The sequence below is a fragment of the Streptomyces coeruleorubidus genome (assembly GCF_028885415.1).
GTDB lineage: Bacteria > Actinomycetota > Actinomycetes > Streptomycetales > Streptomycetaceae > Streptomyces > Streptomyces coeruleorubidus_A.
Genome location: NZ_CP118527.1, coordinates 6153034 through 6178970, shown reverse-complemented (window position 1 = coordinate 6178970; position 25937 = coordinate 6153034). Strand labels below are relative to the sequence as shown.

The window sequence follows — 25937 nt, the reverse complement described above, 5'->3', positions numbered from 1 at the left end:
GCCTGTGCCACCGTCCCCGTCAGCGCCCAGGACGTCATTGGGGGTCGATCCTGCCGAGGGAGGTGGGGCGGCTGTTGACCATGTGTCGGGCCATCGCCGCCACCTTCTGATGCAATGGGTAATCGATTCGACACAAAGGGTAGTTGAGGTGTGACGCGCGCATCAAAGGCGACCCGCGGGGTCGTACGGCCACCGATGGATGCCTCACACTGGTGTCCCGTGAGTTCCCCTCTGCCCATACCGACGCGAGTCGTGCTGCTCTGCGGCCCTTCCGGCTCCGGCAAGTCCCTCCTCGCGGCCCGCTCCGGCCTCCCGGTGCTGCGGCTCGACGACTTCTACAAGGAGGGCGACGACCCGACGCTGCCGCTGGTGGCGGGCGGTTCGGACATCGACTGGGACCATCCGGAGTCGTGGGACGCGGACACGGCCGTCGCCGCGATCACCCGGTTGTGCCGCACGGGCCGTACGGACGTCCCCGTCTACGACATCGCACTCAGCGCCCGCACGGGCACGGAGACGGTGGACATCGGGCGGACCCCGCTGTTCATCGCGGAGGGCATCTTCGCCGCGGAGATCGTCACCCGCTGCCAGGAGCTCGGCGTCCTCGCCGACGCGCTGTGCCTGAGCCGCGGCCCGGTGAAGACCTTCCGCCGCCGCTTCCTGCGGGATCTGAAGGAGGGCCGCAAGTCGGTGCCGTTCCTGCTGCGCCGCGGCTGGCGTCTGATGCGTCAGGAACGCTCGATCGTCGCCCGCCAGACAGCACTGGGCGCTCACGCCTGCGACCGCGACGAGGCGATGGGGCGGCTGGCGTCCGCGGCGGCGGGCCGGTGCGCGAGCCTGCGTACAGCGGCCTGAGGGACGAACGAGGAACAGACGAACAGAGGGACAAAAGAAAGCGGGACCGGATGGACCCCCCGGCCCTCCAGTCCCGCTCTTGTGCTCCCCCGTTGTCCTCCCCCGAGTTCCCCCCACTCTCCTGAGGAGACGCCCCCCAGCGTCTCCGCAGTTCCCCCGTGGGCCCCCTTTTGATGCTTCCCCCAGCCTCAGGCGACGAGCTCGCCGAAGGCGTCCTCCTCGTCACGGCCGAAGCTGAGGACCTCGTCCTCGCGCAGCCGGCGGAGCGACCGCCAGATGCTGGACTTCACCGTGCCGACACTGATGTCGAGGATCTCCGCGATCTCCGGGTCCGTGCGGCCCTCGTAGTAGCGCAGGACCAGCATGGTGCGCTGGAGCTCGGGCAGCCGGGCCAGCGCCTGCCACAGGACCGCGCGCAGTTCCGTGCCGCGCATCGCGTCCGTGTCGCCGGGCGTCTCCGGCAGTTCCTCGGTCGGGTACTCGTTGAGCTTGCGGCGCCGCCAGGCGCTGATGTGCAGGTTGGTCATGGTGCGGCGGAGGTATCCGCCGACCGCCGCCTTGTCACTGATCCGGTCCCACGCCTTGTACGTCGAGAACAGCGCGCTCTGGAGCAGGTCCTCGGCCTCGAAGCGGTCGCCGGTGAGGTGGTAGGCGGTGGCGTACAGGGAGGCGCGGCGCTCCTGGACGTAGGCGGTGAACTCCGCCTCCGACAGCGAGCGGCGCTCCCCCGAGTCCTCCCTGTACGCGGCTCCCCCGTGAGCCGCCCCCGTCCCCTTGCTCTCCCCCGTGTGTGCGTCAACCACCGTCATGATCGCGGTGTGCTGACGCCCGGTGCCGCGAGCGCACCCCCGCCCGCTCACGGCACCGGACTTCTCGGAACCCCGGCTCACGTCGTGCAGACGCGTGATCACAGCGCTGGTGCTGGTGCCGTGCAGCGTGTTCATCTCGCGCCCCCCGTCGTGGACTTCCGGTGTGCGGCCCGCCGGTCGGGCGGGCTTTCCTGCTTGTGCCGAAAAGCTTGCCGCGGCACTTTCATGGCCGTGTCCGCCGACTGTCACAGACCTGTCACAGGGCTCGGCCACATGGCGGACACACCTCGCACACAGGCGTCGGCGGCAGGTACGGCGACCATCTCGGCCCACAGGTCGAACCCCAACCCCTCCATGGGCCAGAATGAGCCCGTGCCTTCCCTGTTGCTGATCGAGGACGACGACGCCATCCGGACGGCCCTGGAGCTCTCACTGACGCGCCAGGGTCACCGGGTGGCGACCGCTGCCAGTGGTGAGGACGGTCTGAAGCTGCTGCGCGAGCAGCGCCCGGATCTGATCGTGCTGGACGTGATGCTGCCCGGCATCGACGGGTTCGAGGTGTGCCGGCGCATCCGGCGCACGGACCAGTTGCCGATCATCCTGCTGACCGCGCGCAGCGACGACATCGACGTGGTCGTCGGGCTGGAGTCCGGCGCCGACGACTATGTCGTCAAGCCGGTGCAGGGGCGGGTGCTGGACGCCCGGATCCGGGCCGTGCTGCGGCGCGGCGAGCGGGAGTCCAACGACGCGGCGACGTTCGGCAGCCTCGTCATCGACCGCTCGGCGATGACCGTGACGAAGAACGGCGAGGACCTCCAGCTGACGCCGACCGAGCTGCGGCTGCTGCTGGAGCTGAGCCGGCGGCCGGGGCAGGCGCTGTCCCGGCAGCAGCTGCTGCGGCTGGTGTGGGAGCACGACTACCTGGGCGACTCGCGGCTGGTGGACGCCTGTGTCCAGCGGCTGCGCGCCAAGGTCGAGGACGTGCCGTCGTCCCCGACGCTGATCCGTACCGTGCGTGGTGTCGGCTACCGGCTGGATCCGCCTCAGTGACACAGCGGCACCACCAAGGGGGGGACCGCGGCTGGACCGCGGCGCGCAAGGGAGTTCTGTCGCGGCTGCGCTTCACGAGCCTGCGACTGAGGCTGGTCGTCGTCTTCGGCCTGGTGGCGCTGACGGCCGCCGTGTCCGCGTCCGGCATCGCGTACTGGCTCAACCGCGAGGCCGTGCTCACCCGCGCCCAGGACGCCGTGCTGCGCGACTTCGAGCAGGAGATGCAGAACCGGGCGGGTGCGCTGCCCGAGCAGCCGACCCAGGACGAGCTCCAGCACACCGCGGGCCAGATGGCGGGCAGTGACCAGCGCTTCAGCGTGCTGCTGGTCGCGAGCAACGCCGACGGCAGGACCGTCTTCGGCAGCTCCGGCGGGCTGAGCGGCTTCTCCCTGCAGGACGTGCCGGTCTCGCTGCGCACGGCGGTGAACAAGACGCAGAAGGTCGACGGGGCCAACAAGCATCCGCACCACCTGTACTGGCAGCGGGTCGTCGACCACGACACGCCGTACCTCGTGGCCGGGACGCGGGTGATCGGCGGCGGTCCGACCGGTTACATGTTGAAGTCGCTGGAGCCGGAGGCGAAGGACCTCAACTCGCTGGCCTGGTCGCTGGGGATCGCCACGGGCCTCGCGCTGATCGGCTCGGCGCTGCTCGCGCAGGCCGCCGCGACGACGGTGCTGAAGCCGGTGCAGCGGCTCGGGACGGCCGCGCGGCGGCTCGGCGAGGGCAAGCTGGACACCCGGCTCAGGGTGTCCGGGACCGACGAACTCGCCGATCTGTCCCGGACGTTCAACAACGCGGCCGAGGCGCTGGAGAAGCGGGTCGCCGACATGGCCGCGCGGGACGAGGCGTCCCGGCGGTTCGTGGCCGACATGAGCCATGAGCTGCGTACGCCGCTCACCGCCATCACCGCCGTGACGGAGGTGCTGGAGGAGGAGCTGGAGGCGGAGACCGGCAGCATGGACCCGATGATCGAGCCCGCCGTCCGGCTGGTGGTCAGCGAGACGCGGCGGCTGAACGACCTGGTCGAGAACCTGATGGAGGTCACCCGCTTCGACGCGGGCACGGCCCGGCTCGTCCTGGACGACGTCGACATCGCCGACCAGATCACCGCGTGCATCGACGCCCGCGCCTGGCTGGACGCGGTCGAGCTGGACGCCGAGCGCGGCATCCACGCCCGCCTCGATCCGCGCCGTCTGGACGTCATCCTGGCCAACCTGATCGGCAACGCGCTCAAGCACGGCGGCTCCCCGGTGCGGGTGTCCGTCCGCGAGGCCGACGACTCGATCGTCATCGAGGTGCAGGACCACGGGCCCGGCATCCCCGAGGACGTCCTGCCGCACGTCTTCGACCGCTTCTACAAGGCCAGCGCCTCCCGGCCGCGCTCCGAGGGCAGCGGCCTGGGCCTGTCCATCGCCCTGGAGAACGCCCACATCCACGGCGGCGAGATCACCGCGGCCAACTCGCCCGACTCGGGCGCGGTGTTCACCCTGCGCCTCCCGCGCCACACCTACGCGCCGGGGGAACAGCCCGCCGAGGGCGAGCGGAAGCACGAGGACGACACCGCCCAGGACCAGGGCGAGGACTCGAAGGGGGAGGCCTGATGACCACACGTCTGGTGTCCGTGGCCCGGATCGGTGCCGTGTCCGTGCTCACCCTGCTGCTCGCCGGCTGCGGTATCCGGGCCACGGAGGTGCCGACGAACTTCGGGCCCGCGCCCTCGCGGGTGCGCTGTTCGCTCGCCGAGCCGGACGTGTCGAAGCAGACCGCCCGGGGGCTGCCGGTACAGGTGTTCCTGCTGTGCGGGTCGTCGCTGGTGACCGTCGACCGGACCGTACGGGTCCCGGACGGCGCGGCCGACTCCGAGCGGCGCATGCTGGTGGCGCAGGGCCTGCTGGACCAGCTCGCGACGCCGCCGTCGCCCGCCGAGAAGGAGGCCGGCTACGGCACGGACGTACGCGGCGGCATCACCGTGGGCGGGCCACGGCCCGGCGACCCGGAGGACACGCTGCGGCTGAGCATGGCGCCGGACAGCCTCACCTCCTACGCCCTCGCCCAGATCGTCTGCACCTTCGCCGACTCGGCGGCCGCCGAGGGCGACGGCTCCGTGGTCCTGGGCGGCCCCGGCGCCGAGCCCCCGCGCCGCTGGGAGTGCACCGACGAGGTACGGGCCCGCCCGGGCAGCAAGGAACCGCCGTCCAAGGACGTGGCCGGGGAGTGAGCGGGCCCGGACTCCGCCGGGCTGTGGCGCATGCCTCACAGGCGTGCCGGGGGCATCCCGGAACCGATTCCGCCGGAGGCCGCGTCTAGGGGATCGTGCAGCGTCAAGGCTCCATCGGCGGCAGCGCCGCGTTCCGCATCCGTGTGACAGGAGGTGTCCTCCTCGTCGCACACCTCGCGTTCGTCGCCTGGTTCACGCTGCGGCCGCTGGACGTGCCCTGGGTGATGCCCGCCAATCTGCGGCCGTTCGACGGTATCCGGGCCGATCTCGCCCTGGGCTGGCCCGAGGCGGCCCGTCACATCGGCGAGAAGCTGGCCCTGCTCGCCCCGCTGGGCGTGCTGCTGCCCACCGTGAGCGGCAGACTGGTCGTCTCGCCGCTGGCGTCCCTGCTGCGCACCGTCACGGCCGGTGCCCTGCTGTCGCTGGGCATCGAACTGCTCCAGACCGGCGTGCCCGGTCAGGTCGTCGACGTCGACTCACTGTTCCTGAACACCGCGGGCGTGGCCCTCGCGCATCTCGCGCTCGTCCCCGCCGGCCGCTCCTGGCTGCGCCGCCGCACCACCGCGCGCCCTACCGGTACGCCCGTTCCCCCCGAGGAGCCGGCTCAGGGTCGGACCCCGACGATTCCCAGGGTCGGGATCGCCCCGTGGGGCGACGCTTTGCCCCCTTCGTCCCCGTAGCGTGGAGTGCAGATGGGGTACTCGGACGAGAGACGAGAGACCTCACACCGACGCCTCACGAAGGAGCCGCACATGTCCCGCCTCGCCCGCCCCACCCACGGCCGCATGATCGGCGGAGTGTGCGCCGCGCTGGCACAGCGCTTCGGCACCACCGCGACGACGATGCGGGTGATCTTCCTGGTCTCGTGCCTGCTGCCCGGACCGCAGTTCCTGCTGTACATCGCGCTGTGGATCCTGCTGCCCTCGGAGAGCAAGGTGCAGAACAAGGCACAGACGGCCTGGTAACGACCTGTACGAGAACGCCGATGGGGCGCACCCCTGGGTCCAGGGGTGCGCCCCATCGGTGTGTGGTCCGCCCGGGCGGGAGGTTCAGCCGACCGGAACGCCGTTCACCGGGAGGCCGTGCGGGGGCAGGCCCTCCATCGGCAGACCGCCGAGCAGCTGGGCGGCCGGCCCGGTCGGGCCCTCGGCGAGCAGCTGCTCGGTGACCGGCTGGGCGGCGGCCAGACCGGTACCGGTCGCCGTCTGCCCCTGGCCCAGCGCATCGCCCGAGCCCGGCAGCGTCTGGGAGAGCTGCTCCGCCGGGAGCGCCTGGGTGACGGTCTCCAGCGTCTGAGCGGTGTCCGGGAGGGCCGAGGCGGCGTTGGCGGCGCCCGCACCGGCGACGGCGAAGGCGGCACCGAGAGCGGCGACACCGAGGGACTTGGCAGCAGACTGCTTCATGAAATGCGTCCTCATAATGGGATGACGGGGTGTGTGAGCGGTGCAGCGACCGTATTGAGGCGGCGCCATCAGCCGCAAACATCGAAATGCGGACGGATTGTGAACACCGCCCGCATTCCCTGTGCGCCGATACCCCTCGGATCAGCTCTCCGAAGGCGAAGAACCGCTGGTGGAGGCGGTCTGCCGGAACAGCCATTCGGATTTCAGCTCGGCATATCCGGGCTTGATCACGTCATTGATCATGGCCAGCCGTTCATCGAAAGGAATGAACGCCGACTTCATAGCATTGACAGAAAACCATTGCAGGTCGTCGAGCGTATAGCCGAACGCCTCGACCAGGTGCTCGAATTCCCGGCTCATGCTGGTGTGCGACATAAGACGATTGTCCGTGTTGACCGTGGCACGGAAATGCAGTCGGCGCAGCAGTCCGATGGGGTGCTCGGCGTACGAGGCCGCCGCCCCGGTCTGGAGGTTGGAGCTCGGGCACAGCTCCAGCGGGATGCGCTTGTCCCGGACGTACGAGGCGAGCCGCCCGAGTTCGACCCTGCCGTCCTCGTGGACCTGGATGTCGTCGATGATCCGCACCCCGTGCCCGAGCCGGTCGGCGCCGCACCACTGGAGGGCCTGCCAGATCGAGGGCAGTCCGAAGGCCTCGCCGGCGTGGATGGTGAAGTGGTTGTTCTCGCGCTTGAGGTACTCGAAGGCGTCGAGGTGCCGGGTGGGCGGGTAGCCGGCCTCGGCACCGGCGATGTCGAAGCCGACGACGCCCAGGTCCCGGTAGCGGTTGGCGAGTTCGGCGATCTCCAGGGCGCGGGCCGCGTGCCGCATGGCGGTGAGCAGGGCACCGACGCGGATGCGCAGGCCCTTGTCCCGGGCGCGGCGCTCCCCTTCCCGGAAGCCCTCGTTGACGGCCTCGACGACCTCTTCGAGGCTCAGCCCGCCCTCCAGGTGCTGCTCGGGGGCGTAGCGCACCTCGGCGTAGACGACGCCGTCCTCGGCGAGGTCCTCGGCGCACTCGGCGGCGACCCGCACCAGGGCGTCGCGGGTCTGCATGACGCCGACGGTGTGGGAGAAGGTCTCCAAGTACCGTTCCAGGGAACCGGAGTCGGCGGCCTCGCGGAACCAGACGCCGAGCTTCTCCGGGTCGGCGTCGGGGAGCTGGGAGTAGCCGGTCGCGTGGGCGAGGTCGACGATCGTGCCGGGGCGCAGTCCGCCGTCGAGGTGGTCGTGCAGCAGAACCTTGGGCGCCCGGTGGATCTGCTCCGGTGTCGGGGTGTTCGCGATGGTCTGGCTCGTCATTTCCGCACTCTAACTCCTACGCGCGTAGATGGCGCGCCCTCGTGTCTTTTACGTTTCCGTCGATACGTAACGGTGACCCCGAGGACGGTTCGAGTACACCCGCGCTTCTGACACTGTTCTGTCATGGCACACCAACCGACGCCGGTTCGCAGGGCCCGGCTGGGCAGGACATTCGGTCCGGATCCGTCAGCGGTGAGCGGCGTGGTGCTGCTGCTCCCCGGCGGCGACGAGGTCTCCGGCCGCAGGCCGTCCCCCATGGTGGCGACCGCCTCCGTACGCGCCCTGGGGCGCCGCCTGGCCCGTGCGGGCCGGGACGAGGGTCTCGTCACGCACGTGGTGCACTACCGCTACCGCGGCTGGAACGGCAGCGAGGCCAACCTCGCGGCCGACGCGGCCTGGGCGGCCGACGAGGTCGTACGGCGTTACGGAGACGTTCCCGTCTGCCTCGCCGGCATCGGCATGGGCGGCCGGGCCGGGTTGCGGGCGGGTGGGCACGAGGCCGTCAACTCCGTGCTGGCGCTCGCTCCCTGGCTGCCGGAGGAGGATGTGGCCGCGCCACCCGAACCGGTGAAACAGCTGGTGGGGAGGCAGGTGCTGATCGTGCACGGCACGAACGACGAGCGGACGGATCCCGAGTTGTCGTTCCGGCTGGCGGCGCGGGCGAAGAAGGCGAATCGGGATGTGTGCCGGTTCGAAGTGCACGCGGACGGGCACGGGTTGAGTCAGTACCGGGACGAAGTGCTCGCGCTGGCCGAGGACTTCGTGATGGGGGCGTTGTTCGGGCGGGCCGTGTCCCGGCCTGTGCGGGATGCGCTGGCCGCGCCTCCGCCGTTGGGGTTGCGGATGCCGTTGGCTGCGGGGTTCAGTCCTTCGAGGCGATAGCGCCGCGGGGGTGATTGTCCATGGGCGTGTGCAGGTCCGCTGTGGCTTGTCGCGCAGTTCCCCGCGCCCCTAGGTCGGCAGCAAACTGCCCCTTCTCGAGAGCAGGAACTTCTTGAAGGCTGCTACCGGGGGTGTGTCCGGGTGGCCGTTCAGCCAGGCCACGCCGATTTCGCGGGCCGCGCGTGGAGCCGTCACCGTCAGTTCGACGACCCCCGGGCGGGGTACGGCGGGCGGGGGCAGGAGGGCGACGCCCAGGCCCGCCGCCACCAGGCCCCGCAGGGTTTCCGCCTCCTCTCCCTCGAAGGCGATGCGGGGCTTGAAGCCGGCCTCCTGGCAGAGGTCGTCGGTGATACGGCGGAGGCCGTAGCCGGGCTCCAGGGTGACGAACATTTCGTCCGCGGCCTCGGCGAGGCGGATGCGGCGGCGGCCCGCGAGGGAGTGGTCCGCGGGGACGACCAGGCGGAGTTTCTGTTCGTCGAGGCGGCGGGCTACCAGGTCGGGGGCGTCCGGGACGGGGGACGTCAGACACAGGTCCAGTTCGCCGGCGCGGAGACGTTCGAGCATGGCCTCGCCGTAGTTCTGGACGAGGCTGAAGCGGACGCGCGGATGATCGGCGCGGAAGGCCTGGAGGAGACCCGGGACCGTCTCGGCGCCCATGGTGTGCAGGAAGCCGAAGGCGACCTTGCCGGTGGCGGGGTCGGCGTCGGCCCGCACCTCCTCGGCGGCGCGCTCGACCTCGGCCAGGGCGCGCTCGACGGAGGTGAGGAAGGTGCGCCCGGCCGGGGTGAGGGAGACCGTGCGGCCGTGGCGGGCGAAGAGGTCCACGCCGAGGTCCTGCTCCAGGCGGGCCATGGCCCGGGAGAGGGTCGACTGGGGGACGTTCATCTCCTGGGCGGCGCGGGTGACGTGCTCGGTGCGGGCGACCCCGGCGAAGTACGCGAGGCGGGGCGCCAGCACCTTCGACATCTCCGCCATGTCTTCTGTGTCACTGGACGGTGACAGCCGAGCCGTTGAGCTGTGTTGATGCGCCATGGGAACGATTATGACCGATCCATGCATTGGACGGATCAGTGGGCACGTACGTAGGTTCGAAGCATGTCTCCCGCCAGTACCGGGGCGTCCACGATCGTGGGCGCCGATGCCTCTGTCCCTGCCGCCGACTCACGTATGTCCCCGGGCGGGCCCGGCTACCGCCGGATGAGCCTCGCCCTCTTCCTCGCGGGTGTCGCCACCTTCGCGCTGCTGTACTCCACGCAGGCGCTGCTCCCGCTGATCTCCGGCGAGTTCGGGGTGGCGGCGAGCGACGCGAGCTGGACGGTGGCCGCCGCGACGGGCGGGCTGGCGCTGTTCGTCCTGCCGATGAGCGCGCTGTCGGAGCGCTTCGGGCGGCGTACGGTCATGACGGCCTCGCTGGCCGTGGCGGTGACCGTCGGACTGCTGGTTCCCTTCGCCCCGTCGCTGGGTGTCCTGGTCGCGTTGCGGGCGCTCCAGGGCGCGGCCCTGGCCGGGCTGCCCGCGTCGGCGACGGCGTACCTCGCGGAGGAGGTCAGCCCCAAGGCGCTGGTCACCGCGATCGGACTGTTCGTCGCGGGCAACAGCGTCGGCGGGATGAGCGGCCGGGTCATCACCGGCTGGGTCGCCCAGGAGTGGGGCTGGCGGGTCGCCGTCGGTGTGATCGGCGCGCTCGCGGTGGCGTGTGCGGTGGCCTTCCGGGCGCTGCTTCCGGCGCCGAGGAACTTCCGGGCGGGTTCGCTGCGCCCCGGCGTGCTGGTCCGGACGGTCCGTGACCACCTGTCCAACCCGCTGCTGTGCCGGCTGTACGCGATCGGCGCGCTGTTCATGACGGTGTTCGGCGGCGTGTACACGGTCATCGGCTACCGGCTGACCGAGGCGCCGTTCTCGCTGCCGCAGGGCATCATCGGCTCGGTCTTCCTGGTGTACCTCGTCGGTACGGTGTCGGCGTCGACGGCCGGCCGCCTGGTGGGCCGGCTGGGCCGCCGCGGCGCGCTGTACGCGGGCGGCGGTACGACGGCGGCCGGTCTGCTGCTGTCCCTGGCCGGCTCCCTCCCACTGATCCTGCTGGGCCTGGTCCTCATCACGGCGGGCTTCTTCGCGGGCCACGCGGTGGCGTCCTCGGCGGTCAGCAAGACGGCCACGACCGGCCGCGCACAAGCCTCGGCGCTCTACCAGTCGGCGTACTACATCGGCTCCAGCGCGGGCAGCACGGTCGGCGCGATCGCCTTCCACGCGGGCGGCTGGGCCGGGACCGTCGGGGTCGGCCTGCTGGCGGTCCTGGGCGTCGTCACGATCACGGTCTTCGGGACGCGGGCGGCACGGATGCAGCGACGCCTGGCCACGGCCGCCTGAGCCCGGGGCCCGGGCCGTTCCCCCTGGTCGGGGCCGGTTGTCAGTGGGTGCGGATAACGTCCGCCTCCGCTGACCACCGGATTCGAGCAGGGGGATTTCATGGAGTTCCGCATCGACCGTACGGCGTTGGCCGAGGCCGTGGGCCGGGCGGTACGGGCGCTGCCCGCGCGGACGCCGGTGCCGGTGCTGGGCGGCCTGCTGCTGGAGGCGGACGCGGGACGGCTGGCCGTGACCGGGTTCGACTTCGAGGCGGCGGTACGGGTCGAGGCAGACGCCGAGACCGCGGTGCCCGGGCGGGTGCTCGTCCTGGGGCGGCGGCTGCTGGACGTCTGCCGGGTGCTGCCGGACGGGCCGGTGAGCTGTGCGCTGGAGGCGTCGCGGTTCGCGGTGGAATCGGACGTTACGCGGTTCGGGCTGTCGACGCTGCCCCTCGCCGAGTACCCGGCGCTGCCGGTGCCGCCCGCGCCGTACGGCACGGTGGACGGCGCCGCGTTCGCGACGGCCGTCGCCCAGGTCGCCGTCGCGGCCGGGCGCGACGACACGCTGCCGCTGCTGACGGGCGTCCAACTGCGCCTGGACGGCGGGGAGATGACACTCGCCGCTTCCGACCGCTACCGGTACGCCGTGCGGCGGCTTCAGTGGCAGCCGGGGGCGGCGGCCGACGGTGTGGTGGAAGCGCTGCTGCCCGCGCGGCGCCTGCTGGATGTCGCACGGTCGCTGGGGCGCTGCACAGACGTGCTGATCGGGTGGGACCCGGCCGCCGGCGGCGGGCTGATCGGCTTCGAGGGCGGGCGGACACGGACGGCGCTGCGCCTGCTGGACGGGCGGCTGCCGACGTACAAGTCACTGTTCGACATGGCGGGGGCCGCGGTCGCCGAGGTGGCGTGCGAGGGGCTCGCCGAGGCCGTGCGGCGGGTCGCGGTGGTGGCGGAGGCGAACAGTCCGGTGCGGCTGGACTTCTCGTCCGACGGGTCCGTCATGCTCCGCGCCGGCTACGGCGACGACGTGGCGGTCCAGCGGCTGCCGGCCACGCTGAGCGGCGCCGACGAGATGCCGGTGGCCTTCAACCCGGCCTATCTGCTGGACGCGCTGACGTCCTTCGAGAGCCCGCGCGTGCGGCTGGAAATGCTGGGTGCGGGGCAGCGGGCGCTGCTGCACGCGGTGCCGGGCGACGGGGCCGCCGAGGGGACCGGGGAGATGGCCCGGGAGCCGGCCGGAGAGCACCGGCATCTGCTGATGTCGGTGAAACAGCTGGTGTGAAGCACCGCGCCTGCCTGCGCTTTTGTGCGCTCGGAGGGCCGTTGTCAGTGGGCTGCGGTAGCTTCCGAAGTGCTGGGCGCGATGGCGCGTGACAGAAATTCCACAGGGGTGGGTGGACGATGACGAACGGCACGGCGACACCAACAGATCTGGACACCAGGCTGGAGGCCCACCGGACCGAGCTGACGGGGTACTGCTACCGGATGCTCGGCTCCTCCTTCGAGGCCGAGGACGCGGTGCAGGACACGATGGTCCGCGCCTGGCGCAGCTACGACAAGTTCGAGGGGCGCTCCAGCCTCCGCTCCTGGCTCTACCGCATCGCGACCAACGTGTGCCTGGACATGCTGACCGCGGGCAACAAGCGCGCCAGGCCCATGGACCTGACCGAGTCCACCCCGCTCGCCCAGGCGGCCCTCTCCCCCCGCCCGGACAACACCTGGCTGGAGCCCATGCCGGACGCCCGTGTGCTGCCCACGACCGACGACCCGGCGGAGGCGGCGATAGCCAAGGAGTCCGTGCGGCTCGCCTTCATGGCCGCTCTTCAGCAGCTGCCGGCCAAGCAGCGGGCCGTGCTGATCCTGCGCGAAGTGCTGGCGTGGAAGGCCAGCGAGGTCGCCGAGCTGCTGGGCACGTCCGTTGCGTCGGTCAACAGCGCCCTCCAGCGGGCCCGCGCGACCCTGGCCGAGCGGAAGGAGCCGGGCGCCGACGCGACCGTCTCCGACCCGCTGGACGAGGACCAGCAGAAGCTGCTCGACCGCTATGTGGCGGCCTTCGAGGGCTACGACATGACGGCGCTGACGGCCCTGCTGCACGAGGACGCGGTCATGACGATGCCGCCGTTCGACCTGTGGCTGACCGGCGTCGGCGACATCACCGGCTTCATGACCACCCTCGGCGCGCCCTGCGCGGGCTCCCGGCTGGTGCCGGTCCAGGTCAACGGCCTGCCGGGGTTCGCGCAGTACAAGCCGGACCCGGAGAAGGGCGGCTTCACGCCGTGGGCGGTCCAGGTACTGGAGATCTCAGACGGCCGGATCACCGGGTTCCACTGCTTCCTCGACACCCAGCGCTGGTTCCCGCTCTTCGACCTGCCCCTCCACCTCGAAGCGGAGACCGACCAGGTCGAGCAGGGCGCGTAGGGCCGGGTCGGGGTCGCGCAGCCGTATCCGCCCTCCGGCCCGGCGGGCGGCGAGCTGGAGGCGGGCGAGCAGGTCGACGGCGGCGAGCCCCGGCGGCCCGAGGCCTCCGACATCGCACACCACGACCCGGGCACGGCCGGCGTGCAGCAGTGCCCTCACGTCGTCGCTCAGTCCGCTCACCTCGTCCCGGGCGACGGGGCCGGGGAGCACGAGCACGGGGGGTGTCATGGCGTCCACGATCGGTAGACCGGGCCGGCGGCGGTAACTCATCGCGGCTGTCCGTCCTTTCGGCGCCGTGAGGATCACATTGACCTCGGTACGGCCTTCCCCGGAGGGTTGGCTGTATGCCCCATGCATCTGCCCCTCCCGCGCTGTCCGATGCCCGCGTCGCCGGTGAGGGGGCGCCGTGCAGGGGGTGCTGAGCGGTTTCGCGGTCATCGCGGTCGTGATCGGGGTCGGCTATCTGATCAGTCGCCGGGGATATCTGGGCGACGGCGGGCGCGAGGTGCTGACCAGGCTGGCCTTCCACGTGGCGTCTCCCGCCCTGCTCTTCACTACCCTCGCCCAGGCCGACCTGTCGGTGATCTTCTCCGACCGGCTGCTGGTCACGGCGATGAGCACGGCAGCGGCGGCGGGTGTCTTCGTGGCGGTGGGTGCCGCGCGCGGCTGGGGTGTGGGCCGGACGACGATCGGCGCGCTGTGCTCCAGCTACGTCAACTCGGGGAACCTCGGCATCCCGATCGCGGTGTACGTGCTGGGCGACGCGTCACTGGTCGCGCCGGTGCTGCTGTTCCAGCTGGTGGGTGTCACGCCGGTGGCGCTGACGGTCCTGGACCTGGCGAGCGGTGGGGAGAAGCGGCCCCTGCGGCAGCGCCTGCTCACGCCCCTGCGCAACCCGATAGCCCTGGGCTCCCTGGCCGGCGTGGCGGCTTCGGCGTCGGGCCTCACGGTGCCGGGCCCCTTGATGGACCCCCTGACCCTCATCGGCAACATGTCGGTCCCGGCGGTGCTCCTGGCCTTCGGCATCTCCCTGCGCGGCAGCACGCTCCCGCTGCGCGGCGCGGAACGGGCCCCTGTCCTCCTCGCCGTCACCCTCAAGTCGGTCGTCCAGCCCCTGGTCGCCTGGGCCCTCGCAGCCGGTGTCTTCGGCCTCCGCGGGGCCCTGCTCCTCGACGTGGTGGTGACGTCGGCGCTTCCGGCGGCGCAGAACCTGTTCACGTACGCGAGCAGCTATCGGGTGGGCGAGGTGCTGGCGAGGGAGGCGATCTTGTTGTCGACGGTGTTGGCGGTGCCGGTTCTGGTGGTGGTGGCGGCGCTTCTCGGGTGACTCACTTCTCCGGGAACTCGCTGGTGTCGAGTTCCAGGCCGAAGGGCTCCGGCAGCGTGATCCGTTCTCCGAACTTGCCTGCGCGCAGGAGGCAGTACACGCCTTCCTTCGGCTCCCCGTACAGCGTCACCGTCGGTCCGCCGGGCGCCAGGCCGTCGACCAGGAGATAGAGCGGCACGCCCGCCTCGGCGTACCCCATGGCCTTCGCGCCGCGGTCATGCCGGGCGGTGGCCTTCGAGGTGACCTCAACCGCGAGCTGGGCAGCGGAAGCGGGCACGAAGTGGTCGCCGCCCTCGTTCGGCAAGTCCGGTACGACGACGAGGTCGGGCACATACAGCCCGAGCCGCGCCGGAACGGCCGTGCCCAGCCGCTGGAAGATGTTCCAGTGGCTGGGGATCACCTCGAAGAGGCGGCGCTGGACATGTTCGACGACGCGGTGATGCTTGTTTGTGCAAAGGGGTGCCACGGTGACGAGCCCCTCGATGATCTCCACCTTGCACCCCTTGGGGGCATCCGTCTGCTCCCAGATCCAGACCAGCTCGTCCCACTCGTTGTCAGTCAGGATGTAATCGCCGTCCAGCACGCTCATGGCGCCATTCAACACGCCGAACGGGACCGGCGGAGGTATACCGGTCCCGTTCACCCAAACGACAAACCGCCTGGTCAGGCGATACGTTCCAGCACCACCGGCGACGCCTCGAAGTCCGTCCCCGGCGCGGCGATGTCGTACGAGCCCGCCACCGCCTCCAGCGCGTACGCGAACCGCTCCGGCGTGTCCGTGTGCAGAGTCAGCAGGGGCTGGCCCTCCCGCACCGTGTCCCCCGGCTTGGCGTGCATCTCGACGCCCGCGCCCGACTGCACCGGGTCCTCCTTGCGGGCGCGGCCCGCGCCCAGGCGCCAGGCGGCGACGCCGATGCCGTAGGCGTCGAGGCGGGTGAGGACACCCGAGGCCGGGGCCTTGATCACGTGCTGTTCGCGGGCCACCGGCAGCTCCGCGTCCGGGTCGCCGCCCTGGGCCGTGATCATGCGGCGCCAGACGTCCATCGCCGAGCCGTCGGCCAGGGCCTTCGCCGGGTCGGCGTCCCTGATGCCCGCCGCGTCGAGCATCTCGCGGGCCAGGGCGATCGTCAGCTCGACGACGTCCGCCGGGCCGCCGCTCGCCAGGACCTCCACCGACTCGCGGACCTCCAGGGCGTTGCCGGCCGTCAGGCCGAGCGGGGTCGACATGTCCGTGAGGAGCGCGACCGTCTTCACGCCGTGGTCGGTGCCCAGGCCCACCATCGTGGAGGCCAGTTCGCGGGCGTCCTCCAGGGTTTTCATGAAGGCGCCGGTGCCGACCTTCACGTCCAGGACCAGGGAGCCCGTGCCCTCCGCGATCTTCTTCGACATGATCGAGGAGGCGATCAGCGGGATCGCCTCGACCGTGCCCGTGACGTCACGCAGGGCGTACAGCTTCTTGTCGGCCGGGGCCAGGCCGTCGCCCGCCGCGCAGATCACCGCGCCGGTCGTGTCCAGGACGGACAGCATCTCCTCGTTCGAGAGCAGGGCACGCCAGCCGGGGATCGACTCCAGCTTGTCCAGCGTGCCGCCCGTGTGGCCGAGGCCGCGGCCCGACAGCTGCGGGACCGCCGCGCCGCAGGCGGCGACCAGGGGGGCCAGCGGGAGCGTGATCTTGTCGCCGACGCCGCCCGTGGAGTGCTTGTCGGCCGTCGGGCGGGACAGGCACGAGAAGTCCATGCGCTCGCCGGAGGCGATCATCGCGGCCGTCCAGCGGGCGATCTCGCGGCGGTTCATGCCGTTGAGCAGGATGGCCATCGCGAGGGCCGACATCTGCTCGTCGGCCACCTCCCCGCGGGTGTACGCGTCGATGACCCAGTCGATCTGCTCGTCGCTGAGTTCGCCGCGGTCCCGCTTGGTGCGGATGACGGAGATGGCGTCCATGGCCATGGCTTGGCTTCCTTCCGAGGGTTCCAGAAGCCGTACGGCCCCCCTGAGCCGGTCGCGTGAGCAACTCAGGAGGGCCGCACGGGAGTTACTTGCTGAGGTGCTCCGGGCCGAAGGCCTGGGGCAGCATCTGCGACAGCGGCAGGATGCCCGCCGGGGTCTGAAGCAGCAGGTCCGGGCCGCCGAACTCGTGCAGCAGCTGGCGGCAGCGGCCGCACGGGACGAGCGTCTCGCCGTTCCGGTCGACGCACGTGAAGTGCGTCAGCCGGCCGCCGCCGGTGTTGTGAAGCTCCGACACCAGGCCGCACTCGGCGCACAGGCCCAGCCCGTACGAGGCGTTCTCGACGTTGCAGCCCGAGATGATCCGGCCGTCGTCGACCAGGGCCGCCACGCCGACCGGGTAGCCGGAGTACGGGGCGTACGCCCGGGACATGGCGTCCCGGGCCACCGCGCGCAGCTTCTCCCAGTCGACGTCCGGGCCGGCGTCGGTCACTTGCCCTGCCCCTTCCGGTACGGCATGCCGTTCGCCCTGGGCATCCGCAGGCGCTGGGCGGACAGGGCGAGGACCACCAGGGTGATGACGTACGGCGTGGCGGAGACGACCTGGTTGGGGACCTCGTCGGTGGTGGCGTACCAGGTGAACACCAGGGCGCCGGCGACCAGCGTGCACACGGCCGGGACGTACCTCTTGCGGATCACCAGCCAGATCGCGCCGATGACCAGCAGCAGGGCGCCGAGCAACAGCAGGGCGTGGACGTTGGCGGAGCCGCCGCGCAGGTTGAGGCTGTCGGTGTAGCCGAAAAGCCCTGCGCCGAGGGCGAGGCCGCCCGGCATCCAGTTGCCGAAGATCATCGCCGCGAGGCCGATGAAGCCGCGGCCGCTGACCTGGCCCTCCAGATAGAAGGGGTTGGCGACGATCGACAGGAAGACACCGCCGAGGCCGGCCAGACCGCCGGAGATGATCACGGCGATGTACTTGTACTTGTAGACGTTGACGCCGAGGGACTCTGCGGCGACCGGGTTCTCGCCGCAGGAGCGCAGCCGCAGGCCGAACGCGGTGCGCCACAGCACCCACCAGGTGCCGGGGATCAGCGCGACGGCGATCAGGGTCAGCCAGGAGACGTTGGTGACCAGACCGCCGAGCAGGCCGGCGATGTCGGAGACGAAGAACCAGCCCTGGTTGTTGAGGTCCCTGAGCGCGTCGGACAGTCCCGGCACCGTGAAGCTGCCGAGGGAGTCGACCGCCGGGGACTGCTTGGCGGAGCCGCCCGTGTGGCCCTCGAAGGCGAGGGGCGCGAGGTAGCGGGTGGCGCCGAGGGCGAGGATGTTGATGGCCACACCGGAGACGATGTGGTTGACGTTGAAGGTGACGGTCACGAAGGCGTGCAGCAGGCCGCCGATCGCGCCGCCGAGGATGCCGACCAGGACACCGGTCCACGGGCCCCACTGGAAGCCGGCCCAGGCGCCGAACCAGGTGCCGAGGATCATCATGCCCTCGAGGCCGATGTTGACCACGCCCGCGCGCTCGGCCCACAGGCCGCCGAGACCGGCGAGGCCGATCGGCACGGCGAGCTGGAGCGCGGTGGACATCTGGCTGACGTTGGTGATGCCGTCGGCGCCGGTGATGAGGCGGACGATCGAGGTGAGCGCCAGGCCGCCGGCGATGATCAGCAGCAGGACGGGCAGCGACAGGCGGCGGCCGGTCGGCGCCGCGGGCTGCAGCGTGGGCTGGTTGAGGTCGGTCGCGGTGGTCATCGGCCAGCCACCTCCTTCGTGGTGTTGTTGTTGCCGAGGACGTGACCGGCGGCCAGTTCGGCGCCGACCCGGCGCTGCTGGCGGCGCAGGCCCCACTCGCGGACGGCCTCGTAGGAGACGACGACCGAGAGCACGATCAGGCCCTGCATGATGACCGCGATCTCCTTGTCGTAGCCGTGGAAGTCCAGCTCGGGCGAGGCCTTGTCGAGCCAGGCCCACAGCAGGGCGGCGAAGGCGATGCCCACGGGGCTGTTGCGGCCGAGCAGGGCGATGCCGATGCCGAGGAAGCCGATGCCCGTGGGGAAGTTCAGGCTGTAGGTGTGGGTGTCGCCGAGCAGGATCGGCAGGCCGGCGAGGCCCGCGATGCCGCCGGAGATCAGCATGGCGCTGAGCACCATGCGCCTCGGGTCCACGCCGCTGGCCGCGGCGGCGGTCTGCGAGGCGCCGGAGGCGCGCAGGTCGAAGCCGAAGCGGGTGCGGTTGAGGACGACCCAGTAGCCGATGCCGAGCAGGACGGCGAGCAGCACCAGGCCGTAGATCTCGCCGGCCGCGCCCATGCCGATGCCGGGGATCCAGCCGGACTCGTGCATCTCGCCGGTGGTGTTGTTGTTGCCGACCTTCACACCGAAGACGTTCGGCAGCCACAGGTAGGCGATCACGGAGGTGGCGATCGCGTTGAGCATGATCGTGGCGACGACCTCGCTGACGCCGCGGGTGACCTTGAGGACACCGGCGATGCCGGCCCAGAAGGCGCCGGTGAGGACGGCGGTCAGGAGCAGCAGCGGGACCTGGAGGGCGGCCGGCAGGGCGACGTGGGCGCCGACGATCGCGGCCAGCATCGCGCCGAGCTGGTACTGGCCGTCGACGCCGATGTTGAACAGGTTCATCCGGAAGCCGATGGCCACCGCGAGCGCCGCGATGTAGTACATCGACGCCTGGTTGATGACCAGCACCTGGATGTCCGAGAAGCCGATCTGCTCGAACATCAGGGCGAACGGCTCGACGGGACTCTTGCCCGACGCGACCAGCACGATCGCGCTCAGGACGAAGGCCACGGCGAGCGCGATGACCGGTCCGGCCACCGCGAGGAGCACGCGCTCCCTGTCGAACTTCTTCATCAGCGGGCCTCGTCTTCCGGAGACTCGGGGGCGTCGGCCTTCGAGATCTCGGGGGTCTCTTGGTGCTCGAGGTGCCCGGTGGCGGCACCGGTCATGGCCGAGCCGAGCTCCTCGGGGGTGATGGTGGCCGGGTCGGCGTCCGCGACCAGCTTGCCGTTGTAGATCACGCGCAGCGTGTCGGACAGGCCGATGAGCTCGTCCAGGTCGGCGGAGATCAGCAGCACGGCCAGGCCCTCGCGGCGGGCCTCGCGGATGTGGTCCCAGATGGCGGCCTGGGCACCGACGTCCACGCCCCGGGTGGGGTGGGCGGCGATCAGGAAGCGCGGCTTGTGGCTCATCTCGCGGCCGACGATCAGCTTCTGCTGGTTGCCGCCGGACAGGGAGGCGGCGGTGACGTCGATGCCGGGGGTGCGGACGTCGTACTCCGTGACGATCCGGCGGGTGTCCTCCTGGGCCGCCTTCGGGTCCAGCCAGACGCCCTTGGCCAGGGGCTTCTCGGTGACGTGGCCGAGGATACGGTTCTCCCAGAGGGGGGCCTCCAGGAGCAGACCGTGACGGTGACGGTCCTCGGGGATGTAGCCGACGCCCTGCTCGCGGCGCCTGCGGGTGGGCCAGGCGGTGATCTCCTCGTCGGCGAGCCGGATGGTGCCGGAGTCGGCGTGCCTGAGGCCGATGAGCGCGTCGACCAGCTCGGTCTGGCCGTTGCCCTCGACGCCCGCGATGCCGAGGACCTCGCCCGCGTGGATGGTGAAGCTGATGTCGTCGAGGAGGGCCTTGCCGCCGGGGGCCGCCAGGCGCAGCTTGTCGACGCTGATGACCGGGCGGTCGGTGACCGTGGACTCGGCCGTCTCGGGCGTGGGCAGTTCGCTGCCGACCATCATCTCCGCGAGCTGGCGCGGGGTGGTCTCGGCGGGGACGGCCGTGCCGACGGTGGTGCCGCGGCGGATGACGGTGATCTCGTCGGCGACGGAGAGCACCTCGCCGAGCTTGTGCGAGATGAAGATGACCGACAGGCCCTCGGACTTCAGTTCGCGCAGGTTGGCGAAGAGCGCGTCGACCTCCTGCGGCACGAGCACGGCGGTCGGCTCGTCCAGGATGAGGATGCGGGCGCCGCGGTAGAGGACCTTGAGGATCTCCACGCGCTGGCGGGCGGCGACGCCGAGCTCCTCGACCAGGAGGTCGGGCTTGACGCCGAGGCCGTAGCGCTCGGAGAGCTCCTTGATCTTGCGGCGGGCCTTGGCGCCGATGCCGTACAGCTTCTCGCTGCCGAGGACGACGTTCTCCAGGACCGTGAGGTTGTCGGCGAGCATGAAGTGCTGGTGGACCATGCCGATGCCGCGGACGATGGCGTCGGCCGGCGACGAGAAGGTGACCTGCTCGCCGTCGACGGCGATGGTGCCCTCGTCCGGCTTCTGCATGCCGTAGAGGATCTTCATCAGCGTCGACTTGCCGGCGCCGTTCTCGCCGACGAGGGCGTGCACGGTGCCCTTGCGGACGCTGAGGTGGATGTCGTGGTTGGCCACGACGCCCGGGAAACGCTTCGTGATCCCGGCGAGCTCGACGGCGGTCACCGATTCCTGGACCGCCGCTCCGGCCGGAGGGCTGCTGGACGCGTTGATGGCGCACTCTCCTGGGGACGGGGGTCGTCTACGCGCGTAGCGCCCCTACGGCATACAAAGGGGCCGACGCACCGCGACAACGGGGTACGAGGAGCAGCCTCCCCGTACCCCGTTGAGCGGACGTAACCCCGGGGTTACTGCCTGCTCAGCAGTAGGTCGTCAGCTGCTCTTGACCTTGATCTCGCCGCTGATGATCTTCTCCTTGGCCGTCTTGATGGCTTCCTGGAGCTCGGCGTCGTCCGCGAACTTCGGGTTGGAGTCCGACAGGCTCACCTCGCCGGTCTTCAGATCGCCACGAACGATACCGGTCTCGGGCTTGCCGTCCTCGACCGACTTCGCCAGGTTGTACACCGCCTTGGCGACGTCCTTCATCGCCGAGGTGAGGATGAAGTCCTTGTACTTGGCAAGGGCGGCCTGCTTGTACTGGTCGGAGTCCACACCGATGGCCCACACCTTCTTGGCGGCGGCGGCCTCGATCACGCCCTGGCCGGACAGGCCGGCGGCCGCGTAGACCACGTCGGCCTTCTTCTCGATCTGGCCCTCGGCGGCCGTCTTGCCCTTGTCGGGGCTGGAGAAACCGCCCTCCTCGGCCGTCTGGGTCAGGTACTGCGAGAGGACCTTGACCTTCGGGTTCGTGTCCTTGACGCCCTGCTCGAAGCCCGCCTGGAACTTGTGGATCAGCGGGATGTCCACACCGCCCACGAAGCCGACGACGTTCGACTTGGTGCTCTTGGCGGCGGCGACACCGGCCAGGTACGAGGCCTGCTCCTCGCTGAAGACGAGGTCGGCGACGTTCTTGGTGTTGATCGTGGCGTCGTCGACGATGCCGAAGGTGGTCTTCGGGAACTTCTCCGCGGCGCCCTTGACGGCCGAGGCGTACGCGTAGCCGACGCCGATGACCGGGTTGTAGCCCTGCTTGGCCAGCGAGACCAGGCGCTGCTCCTTGTCGGCGTCCGTCTCGCCCTCGGTGGGCTCCACGTCGGCCGTCTCGTAGCCGAACTCCTTCTGCGCCTGCTCCAGACCCGCGTACGCGGCGTCGTTGAAGGACTGGTCACCCTTGCCGCCGACGTCGTACGCGATGGCGAGGCCCTTGTTCCCCTTCGAGTCCGACGACCCGGAGGTCGAGGTGCTGCCGCAGGCGGCGAGGGCGAGGGCCAGGGAGGCGGTCGCTGCGCCTGCGACCGTGATCCGGGAAATCCGGCGCATGTGTGGGGCTCCTGTCGTACAAGCTTGTACAAGCGCCGGACGGTTCGGCTGCGGCGCTGGTTTCGCCGCAGATTAACGCGCGTAGACCTGCCTGAAAACCCCTTCTGTCCACCTTGTTATGCGCCCGTGCCCAAGCCATCACCCGGCCTTGGCCGGGGCGTTGCCGACCGCGAACGGAGGGTGGCGCTGGGTGACCCGGGCGACCGGGCCCGGGAACGGCGGAGCGGGCGGGCACCGTGGGTGCCCGCCCGCTCCGGCTGTCGTCCTGACGGTGCGTCTACTCGGTCTTGACCTTGATGGAGCCGTCGATGATGCCTTCCTTGGCCTTGTCCACGGCGTCCTTGAGCCCTGCGATCTTGCCGTACTCCGGGTTCGCCTCGGAGAGCCCGACGCCCTTGACCTTCAGGTCGAAGGTCTGGGTGCCGGTCAGCGGCTTGTCGTCGTGCACGGACTTGGCCAGCGCGTAGACCGCGCCGCCGACGTCCTTGAGGGCGGAGGTGAGGATGTACCGCTTGTACGGAGCGAGGGCGGCCTGCTTGTACTGGTCGGAGTCGACGCCGATCGCCCAGACCTTCGCCTTGGCGGCGGCCTCGATGACACCCTGACCGGAGAGGCCGGCCGCCTGGTAGACGACGTCGGCCTTCTTCTCGATCTGACCCTCGGCGGCGGCCTTGCCCTTGTCGGGGCTGGAGAAACCGCCCTCCTCGGCGGTCTGGGTCAGGTACTGGGAGACGACCTTGACCTTGCCGCCGCTGGTGTCCTCGACACCCTGCTTGTAGCCGGCCTCGAACTTGTGGATCAGCGGGATGTCGACACCGCCCACGAAGCCGACCGTGTTCGACTTGGTGGCCTTGGCGGCGGCGACGCCGGCGAGGTACGAGGCCTGCTCCTCGGCGAAGACGAGGGAGGCGACGTTCTTGCCCTCGACGACGGAGTCGACGATGCCGAAGGTGGTGTCCGGGTACTTGGAGGCCACGGCCTTCATCGCCGGGCCGTAGGCGAAGCCGACGCCGATGATCGGGTTGTAGCCCTGCTTCGCGAGCGAGGCCAGGCGCTGTTCCTTGTCGGCGTCGGTCTCGCCCTCGGTGGGCTCGATGTCGGCGGTCTTGTAGCCGAACTCGTCCTTGGCCTTGGTCAGGCCGGCGTAGGCGGCGTCGTTGAAGGACTGGTCCCCCTTGCCGCCGATGTCGTAGGCGATGGCGAGACCGCGGTCGTTGCCGTCGCCGCCACCACTCTCACCGCTGGTGCCGCCACAGGCCGTGGCGACGAGGCCCAGCGACGCGACCCCCACCGCGACGCGGGTCAGTTTGGAAATCCGACGCATCGTGAAGTTCCCCATTCTCCAAGGCCCCGCAGCGGGTGCTCGGTTCGGCGCACATTAACGCGCGTAGACACTCCTGGGAACGGGTCGCTGCGGGGCCGTTATCCATTCGTGCCGATGGCCGGTTACGCCCTTGTGAACCACGGGATCGAACGGGGTCGAAAGGTGTACTCGGGGACACGGCGCATGCCTGCTCGTCACGCGCACCAGGCTGCCGCTGGGGCGCTCCGGCCGCAACCGGAGGCTCCGCCGGGCCGGGGGGAGGTTCCGCCGGGCGGGCGGCGGGCCGCAGCCGGGCCGGCCCGAGGGAAGATCAACTAGGGCTCGATGCGCCGAAGACCGCTGAACACCGCGGGGGGCGTCCAGCCGCGCAGCGCCGCGTGGATCGTCGATCGGAAGGTGGCCTCGGCCGTGGCGGCGTCGAAGGCTCCAGCCAGTTCGAGCGTGACGAGCCCGTGCAGTGTCACCCAGACCGAGAGAGCGATGGACGTCGCATCGCCGGCGAGGACGGACTCCGTCAAGCCGCGATCGATCGCCGCGAGGAGCGGCCGGACGGGGTCACTGGCGCCGACCGCGCCGGACGGGTCGAAGGATTGCACACCGCCGAACAGCACCGTGTAGAGGTGGCTGTGCTCGCGTCCCCATCGACGGTACGCGGCGGCCAGTGCACAGAGGTCGGCGAGCGGGTCCGCGGAGGTCGGCACTGCGGCCACTTCCTGGAACAGGCCGGCCACGGCTCTGTTGCGCACCTCGCCGATCAGCCCGTCCTTGCCGCCGAACAGGGAGTACACCGCCGTCGTCGACGTCCCGGCGGCAGTAGCCAGGGCACGGACCGTGACCGACTCCCGCGGACGGGTGGCGAGCATCTCGATCGCGCATGCCACGAGCCGCTCTTTGACGGTCTCGTCGTTCGTTCTCGGCCTACCCACACCCAAAAGCCTACCGCTACTGATAACGTCGTTCTGAAACAGCGTTATGGAATGCTGTTCTGAAACTACGGGAGATCCTCATGCCGACGTCCGTGTCACGCTCGGTCCGCTTAGCCGGCCGCCTGGTGCTGGCCCTGGCTGCCATCGCGGGTTCAGTGATCCTCTTCCTGGCGCTCGTCGTCCTCACGGACGGGGCGGGCTCGGGGCTCCCCGCGTGGCTGACGGCCCTGGGAATCGCGACTGCCGCCGCACTGTGGCGGGGCCGGCGCCGTACCAAGTCGGCGCGGCTCATGCCGTTCCTGCCGGTGGTCGTCGCGGCTGCATTGACGGCGTCGGTGTGCGTCCCGACCGTTCCCACGGAACGGCAGTACCCGCCCGACCTGCCTTTCGTCGCCACGCAGCACTGGAGCCTGGCCACCGGCAGCCGGGTGGCGGTCTATCACTACCCGCCCGCCAACACCGTCGCCCGACGCCCCGTTCCGTTCGTGTACCTCCACGGCGGACCGGTTCGCGGCATCTCGGTGCTCGACCACAAGTTCCTGCAGCTCCTGGCGCGACAGGGCTACGACGTCTACGCCTACGAGCAGGCCGGCGGGGGCCGAAGCGACCTGCTCCCCATGGGCCAGTACACGATCTCCAGGTCGGTCCGCGATCTCGCCGCCTTCGTCGATCGCCTGGGCAAGGGCAGGGTCGACGTCCTCGGATTCTCCTCAGGCGGGGTCGTGCTCACGCGAGCCCTGGCCGATCCGCGCGTCGCGGAGCGCTTTCACCGGGCGATCATCGCCGAGCCCGGCCCGATGGACGGCCCCACCGCGCGCATCGCCGGGCACAAGGGCCGGGAATCCGCGCGCGACCTCGCGCCGGCCCTGACCGGACCGCGGTCGACGCGCGTTCCCCGGTACGCCGTCACATTGGGCCTCATGCGACTCGGGCTCCTGACCCCCGACACCGGGCTGATAGGACAGGCAGAGGGCGACAACGCGCTCACCGCCGCCGATCTCGGCAGCGACACCGCATCCAGCTACTGCGCGCGCGACGCGCACCGCATCCCCGTCGAGGACACGGCGGAGAACTTCTCCTTCAGCCCCGCCGCCAGCCTCCGCATCCAGCAGACGATCAAGGACTCTCCCTCCATCGCCCCGCGGCTGAGGCACTCCCGGACCCCCGCGATGCTGATGATCGCCGAGTGCTCCTCACAGGTCCGTCAATGGGCGACAGCCGTCCTTGCCGAAGACCCCGCCGTCCAGCGCACGCAGTACGTGCCCGGCGTCGGACACCACATGTGGAACGGCCTCGACGACAACAACGACCGAGCCGCCGCCGTCGTCACCGCATTCCTCGAGGACGAGCCCGCACCGCTGCCGAACTACCCGACCCGCGGCGAGATCCCCGCCTTCCTCCGTGACCACAGGTGACCGCCCGCCGGGCGGTCACGG

At 70.8% G+C, this 25937-nt stretch carries 26 protein-coding genes; 12 read left to right on the top strand and 14 right to left on the bottom strand.

Annotated features, from left to right (window positions below; genetic code table 11):
• Positions 1 to 150 precede the first annotated feature (150 nt).
• On the top strand, positions 151 to 855 hold the full coding sequence (locus PV963_RS28875) for a uridine kinase family protein (protein WP_425540951.1): 705 nt from the start codon (positions 151 to 153) through the stop codon (positions 853 to 855).
• Between the two features lie 188 nt (positions 856 to 1043).
• On the opposite strand, the gene PV963_RS28870 is transcribed toward PV963_RS28875, so the two are convergent.
• On the bottom strand, positions 1044 to 1799 hold the full coding sequence (locus tag PV963_RS28870; RefSeq protein ID WP_274818811.1) for a SigE family RNA polymerase sigma factor: 756 nt from the start codon (positions 1797 to 1799) through the stop codon (positions 1044 to 1046).
• Between the two features lie 237 nt (positions 1800 to 2036).
• Here PV963_RS28870 and afsQ1 point away from each other — a divergent pair, with 237 nt between their 5' ends.
• The 5 genes from afsQ1 to PV963_RS28845 all read left to right on the top strand — a co-directional run bounded on the left by afsQ1 (position 2037) and on the right by PV963_RS28845 (position 5900).
• On the top strand, positions 2037 to 2714 hold the full coding sequence (gene afsQ1 / locus PV963_RS28865) for a two-component system response regulator AfsQ1 (RefSeq protein ID WP_010048893.1): 678 nt from the start codon (positions 2037 to 2039) through the stop codon (positions 2712 to 2714).
• Positions 2711 to 4318, top strand: coding sequence for a sensor histidine kinase (locus PV963_RS28860; RefSeq protein ID WP_274818809.1), 1608 nt, complete (start codon positions 2711 to 2713; stop codon positions 4316 to 4318). The genes afsQ1 and PV963_RS28860 overlap by 4 nt, the downstream gene beginning before the upstream one ends.
• Complete coding sequence (locus PV963_RS28855; protein ID WP_274818807.1) at positions 4318 to 4935, top strand: hypothetical protein; 618 nt, start codon at positions 4318 to 4320, stop codon at positions 4933 to 4935. Before PV963_RS28860 ends, PV963_RS28855 begins: the two co-directional genes overlap by 1 nt.
• 95 nt (positions 4936 to 5030) lie before the next feature.
• The gene (locus PV963_RS28850; protein ID WP_274818805.1) at positions 5031 to 5615 is read left to right on the top strand and encodes a VanZ family protein; all 585 of its coding nucleotides are present in this window, start codon (positions 5031 to 5033) and stop codon (positions 5613 to 5615) included.
• 72 nt (positions 5616 to 5687) lie between these two features.
• Positions 5688 to 5900, top strand: a complete 213-nt coding sequence (locus PV963_RS28845; protein WP_274818803.1) for a PspC domain-containing protein — start codon at positions 5688 to 5690, stop codon at positions 5898 to 5900.
• A gap of 84 nt (positions 5901 to 5984) precedes the next feature.
• Here the strand turns inward: PV963_RS28845 and PV963_RS28840 are convergent, their stop codons facing one another.
• Entirely contained in the window at positions 5985 to 6338 is a 354-nt protein-coding gene (locus PV963_RS28840; protein ID WP_274818802.1) for an ATP-binding protein, read from the bottom strand.
• 141 nt (positions 6339 to 6479) lie between these two features.
• Positions 6480 to 7637 (bottom strand): adenosine deaminase, encoded by a 1158-nt coding sequence (locus PV963_RS28835; RefSeq protein ID WP_274818800.1) that lies wholly within the window; start codon positions 7635 to 7637, stop codon positions 6480 to 6482.
• A gap of 123 nt (positions 7638 to 7760) precedes the next feature.
• On the opposite strand from PV963_RS28835, the gene PV963_RS28830 reads away from it, so the two are divergent.
• A complete protein-coding gene (locus PV963_RS28830; protein ID WP_274818798.1) occupies positions 7761 to 8519 on the top strand; it encodes an alpha/beta hydrolase in 759 nt (252 codons plus the stop codon).
• A gap of 69 nt (positions 8520 to 8588) precedes the next feature.
• Here PV963_RS28830 and PV963_RS28825 read toward each other — a convergent pair whose 3' ends face one another.
• Positions 8589 to 9551: a LysR family transcriptional regulator gene (locus PV963_RS28825; protein ID WP_274818796.1), complete on the bottom strand. Its 963-nt coding sequence runs from the start codon at positions 9549 to 9551 to the stop codon at positions 8589 to 8591.
• Positions 9552 to 9614: 63 nt separating this feature from the next.
• Between PV963_RS28825 and PV963_RS28820 the strand changes: the two genes are divergently transcribed.
• The 3 genes from PV963_RS28820 to PV963_RS28810 all read left to right on the top strand — a co-directional run bounded on the left by PV963_RS28820 (position 9615) and on the right by PV963_RS28810 (position 13282).
• Positions 9615 to 10886 carry an MFS transporter gene (locus tag PV963_RS28820; RefSeq protein WP_274818795.1) on the top strand — a complete coding sequence of 424 codons (1272 nt, stop codon included), beginning with the start codon at positions 9615 to 9617 and terminating at the stop codon, positions 10884 to 10886.
• Positions 10887 to 10985: 99 nt separating this feature from the next.
• Positions 10986 to 12146: a DNA polymerase III subunit beta gene (gene dnaN, locus PV963_RS28815; RefSeq protein WP_274818793.1), complete on the top strand. Its 1161-nt coding sequence runs from the start codon at positions 10986 to 10988 to the stop codon at positions 12144 to 12146.
• Positions 12147 to 12265: 119 nt separating this feature from the next.
• Positions 12266 to 13282 (top strand): sigma-70 family RNA polymerase sigma factor, encoded by a 1017-nt coding sequence (locus tag PV963_RS28810; RefSeq protein ID WP_274818792.1) that lies wholly within the window; start codon positions 12266 to 12268, stop codon positions 13280 to 13282.
• Here PV963_RS28810 and PV963_RS28805 read toward each other — a convergent pair.
• Entirely contained in the window at positions 13166 to 13552 is a 387-nt protein-coding gene (locus PV963_RS28805; protein WP_425540950.1) for an STAS domain-containing protein, read from the bottom strand. The two genes, PV963_RS28810 and PV963_RS28805, sit on opposite strands and share 117 nt — an antisense overlap.
• Positions 13553 to 13688: 136 nt before the next feature.
• On the opposite strand from PV963_RS28805, the gene PV963_RS28800 reads away from it, so the two are divergent.
• Complete coding sequence (locus PV963_RS28800) at positions 13689 to 14609, top strand: AEC family transporter (RefSeq protein ID WP_274818788.1); 921 nt, start codon at positions 13689 to 13691, stop codon at positions 14607 to 14609.
• 1 nt (position 14610) lies between these two features.
• On the opposite strand, the gene PV963_RS28795 is transcribed toward PV963_RS28800, so the two are convergent.
• The 9 genes from PV963_RS28795 to PV963_RS28755 form a co-directional block, all read right to left on the bottom strand.
• Positions 14611 to 15198 (bottom strand): Uma2 family endonuclease, encoded by a 588-nt coding sequence (locus PV963_RS28795; RefSeq protein WP_274818786.1) that lies wholly within the window; start codon positions 15196 to 15198, stop codon positions 14611 to 14613.
• A gap of 74 nt (positions 15199 to 15272) precedes the next feature.
• Positions 15273 to 16550 (bottom strand): thymidine phosphorylase, encoded by a 1278-nt coding sequence (locus PV963_RS28790; RefSeq protein ID WP_274822141.1) that lies wholly within the window; start codon positions 16548 to 16550, stop codon positions 15273 to 15275.
• 91 nt (positions 16551 to 16641) lie between these two features.
• Positions 16642 to 17046, bottom strand: a complete 405-nt coding sequence (locus PV963_RS28785) for a cytidine deaminase (RefSeq protein ID WP_274818784.1) — start codon at positions 17044 to 17046, stop codon at positions 16642 to 16644.
• A complete protein-coding gene (locus PV963_RS28780; RefSeq protein WP_274818782.1) occupies positions 17043 to 18308 on the bottom strand; it encodes an ABC transporter permease in 1266 nt (421 codons plus the stop codon). The genes PV963_RS28785 and PV963_RS28780 overlap by 4 nt, the downstream gene beginning before the upstream one ends.
• Entirely contained in the window at positions 18305 to 19426 is a 1122-nt protein-coding gene (locus PV963_RS28775) for an ABC transporter permease (protein ID WP_274818780.1), read from the bottom strand. Before PV963_RS28775 ends, PV963_RS28780 begins: the two co-directional genes overlap by 4 nt.
• Positions 19426 to 20997: an ABC transporter ATP-binding protein gene (locus tag PV963_RS28770; protein ID WP_274818779.1), complete on the bottom strand. Its 1572-nt coding sequence runs from the start codon at positions 20995 to 20997 to the stop codon at positions 19426 to 19428. The genes PV963_RS28775 and PV963_RS28770 overlap by 1 nt, the downstream gene beginning before the upstream one ends.
• 207 nt (positions 20998 to 21204) lie before the next feature.
• Positions 21205 to 22251 carry a BMP family lipoprotein gene (locus PV963_RS28765; protein WP_274818777.1) on the bottom strand — a complete coding sequence of 349 codons (1047 nt, stop codon included), beginning with the start codon at positions 22249 to 22251 and terminating at the stop codon, positions 21205 to 21207.
• Between the two features lie 277 nt (positions 22252 to 22528).
• Positions 22529 to 23575: a BMP family lipoprotein gene (locus PV963_RS28760; protein WP_274818775.1), complete on the bottom strand. Its 1047-nt coding sequence runs from the start codon at positions 23573 to 23575 to the stop codon at positions 22529 to 22531.
• Positions 23576 to 23889: 314 nt separating this feature from the next.
• Positions 23890 to 24501 carry a TetR/AcrR family transcriptional regulator gene (locus PV963_RS28755; RefSeq protein WP_274818773.1) on the bottom strand — a complete coding sequence of 204 codons (612 nt, stop codon included), beginning with the start codon at positions 24499 to 24501 and terminating at the stop codon, positions 23890 to 23892.
• Positions 24502 to 24581: 80 nt separating this feature from the next.
• On the opposite strand from PV963_RS28755, the gene PV963_RS28750 reads away from it, so the two are divergent.
• Positions 24582 to 25916 carry an alpha/beta fold hydrolase gene (locus tag PV963_RS28750; protein WP_274818771.1) on the top strand — a complete coding sequence of 445 codons (1335 nt, stop codon included), beginning with the start codon at positions 24582 to 24584 and terminating at the stop codon, positions 25914 to 25916.
• Positions 25917 to 25937 lie beyond the last annotated feature (21 nt).

Coding starts and splice junctions, on each gene's coding strand:
- PV963_RS28760 (WP_274818775.1), bottom strand. CDS start 23,575: ATGCGTCGGATTTCCAAACTGACCCGCGTCGCGGTGGGGGTCGCGTCG.
- PV963_RS28780 (WP_274818782.1), bottom strand. CDS start 18,308: ATGACCACCGCGACCGACCTCAACCAGCCCACGCTGCAGCCCGCGGCG.
- PV963_RS28775 (WP_274818780.1), bottom strand. CDS start 19,426: ATGAAGAAGTTCGACAGGGAGCGCGTGCTCCTCGCGGTGGCCGGACCG.
- PV963_RS28835 (WP_274818800.1), bottom strand. CDS start 7,637: ATGACGAGCCAGACCATCGCGAACACCCCGACACCGGAGCAGATCCAC.
- PV963_RS28810 (WP_274818792.1), top strand. CDS start 12,266: ATGACGAACGGCACGGCGACACCAACAGATCTGGACACCAGGCTGGAG.
- PV963_RS28855 (WP_274818807.1), top strand. CDS start 4,318: ATGACCACACGTCTGGTGTCCGTGGCCCGGATCGGTGCCGTGTCCGTG.
- PV963_RS28805 (WP_425540950.1), bottom strand. CDS start 13,552: ATGAGTTACCGCCGCCGGCCCGGTCTACCGATCGTGGACGCCATGACA.
- PV963_RS28795 (WP_274818786.1), bottom strand. CDS start 15,198: ATGAGCGTGCTGGACGGCGATTACATCCTGACTGACAACGAGTGGGAC.
- dnaN (WP_274818793.1), top strand. CDS start 10,986: ATGGAGTTCCGCATCGACCGTACGGCGTTGGCCGAGGCCGTGGGCCGG.
- PV963_RS28750 (WP_274818771.1), top strand. CDS start 24,582: ATGCCGACGTCCGTGTCACGCTCGGTCCGCTTAGCCGGCCGCCTGGTG.
- PV963_RS28790 (WP_274822141.1), bottom strand. CDS start 16,550: ATGGACGCCATCTCCGTCATCCGCACCAAGCGGGACCGCGGCGAACTC.
- PV963_RS28840 (WP_274818802.1), bottom strand. CDS start 6,338: ATGAAGCAGTCTGCTGCCAAGTCCCTCGGTGTCGCCGCTCTCGGTGCC.
- PV963_RS28825 (WP_274818796.1), bottom strand. CDS start 9,551: ATGGCGCATCAACACAGCTCAACGGCTCGGCTGTCACCGTCCAGTGAC.
- PV963_RS28870 (WP_274818811.1), bottom strand. CDS start 1,799: ATGAACACGCTGCACGGCACCAGCACCAGCGCTGTGATCACGCGTCTG.
- PV963_RS28820 (WP_274818795.1), top strand. CDS start 9,615: ATGTCTCCCGCCAGTACCGGGGCGTCCACGATCGTGGGCGCCGATGCC.
- PV963_RS28765 (WP_274818777.1), bottom strand. CDS start 22,251: ATGCGCCGGATTTCCCGGATCACGGTCGCAGGCGCAGCGACCGCCTCC.
- PV963_RS28830 (WP_274818798.1), top strand. CDS start 7,761: ATGGCACACCAACCGACGCCGGTTCGCAGGGCCCGGCTGGGCAGGACA.
- PV963_RS28845 (WP_274818803.1), top strand. CDS start 5,688: ATGTCCCGCCTCGCCCGCCCCACCCACGGCCGCATGATCGGCGGAGTG.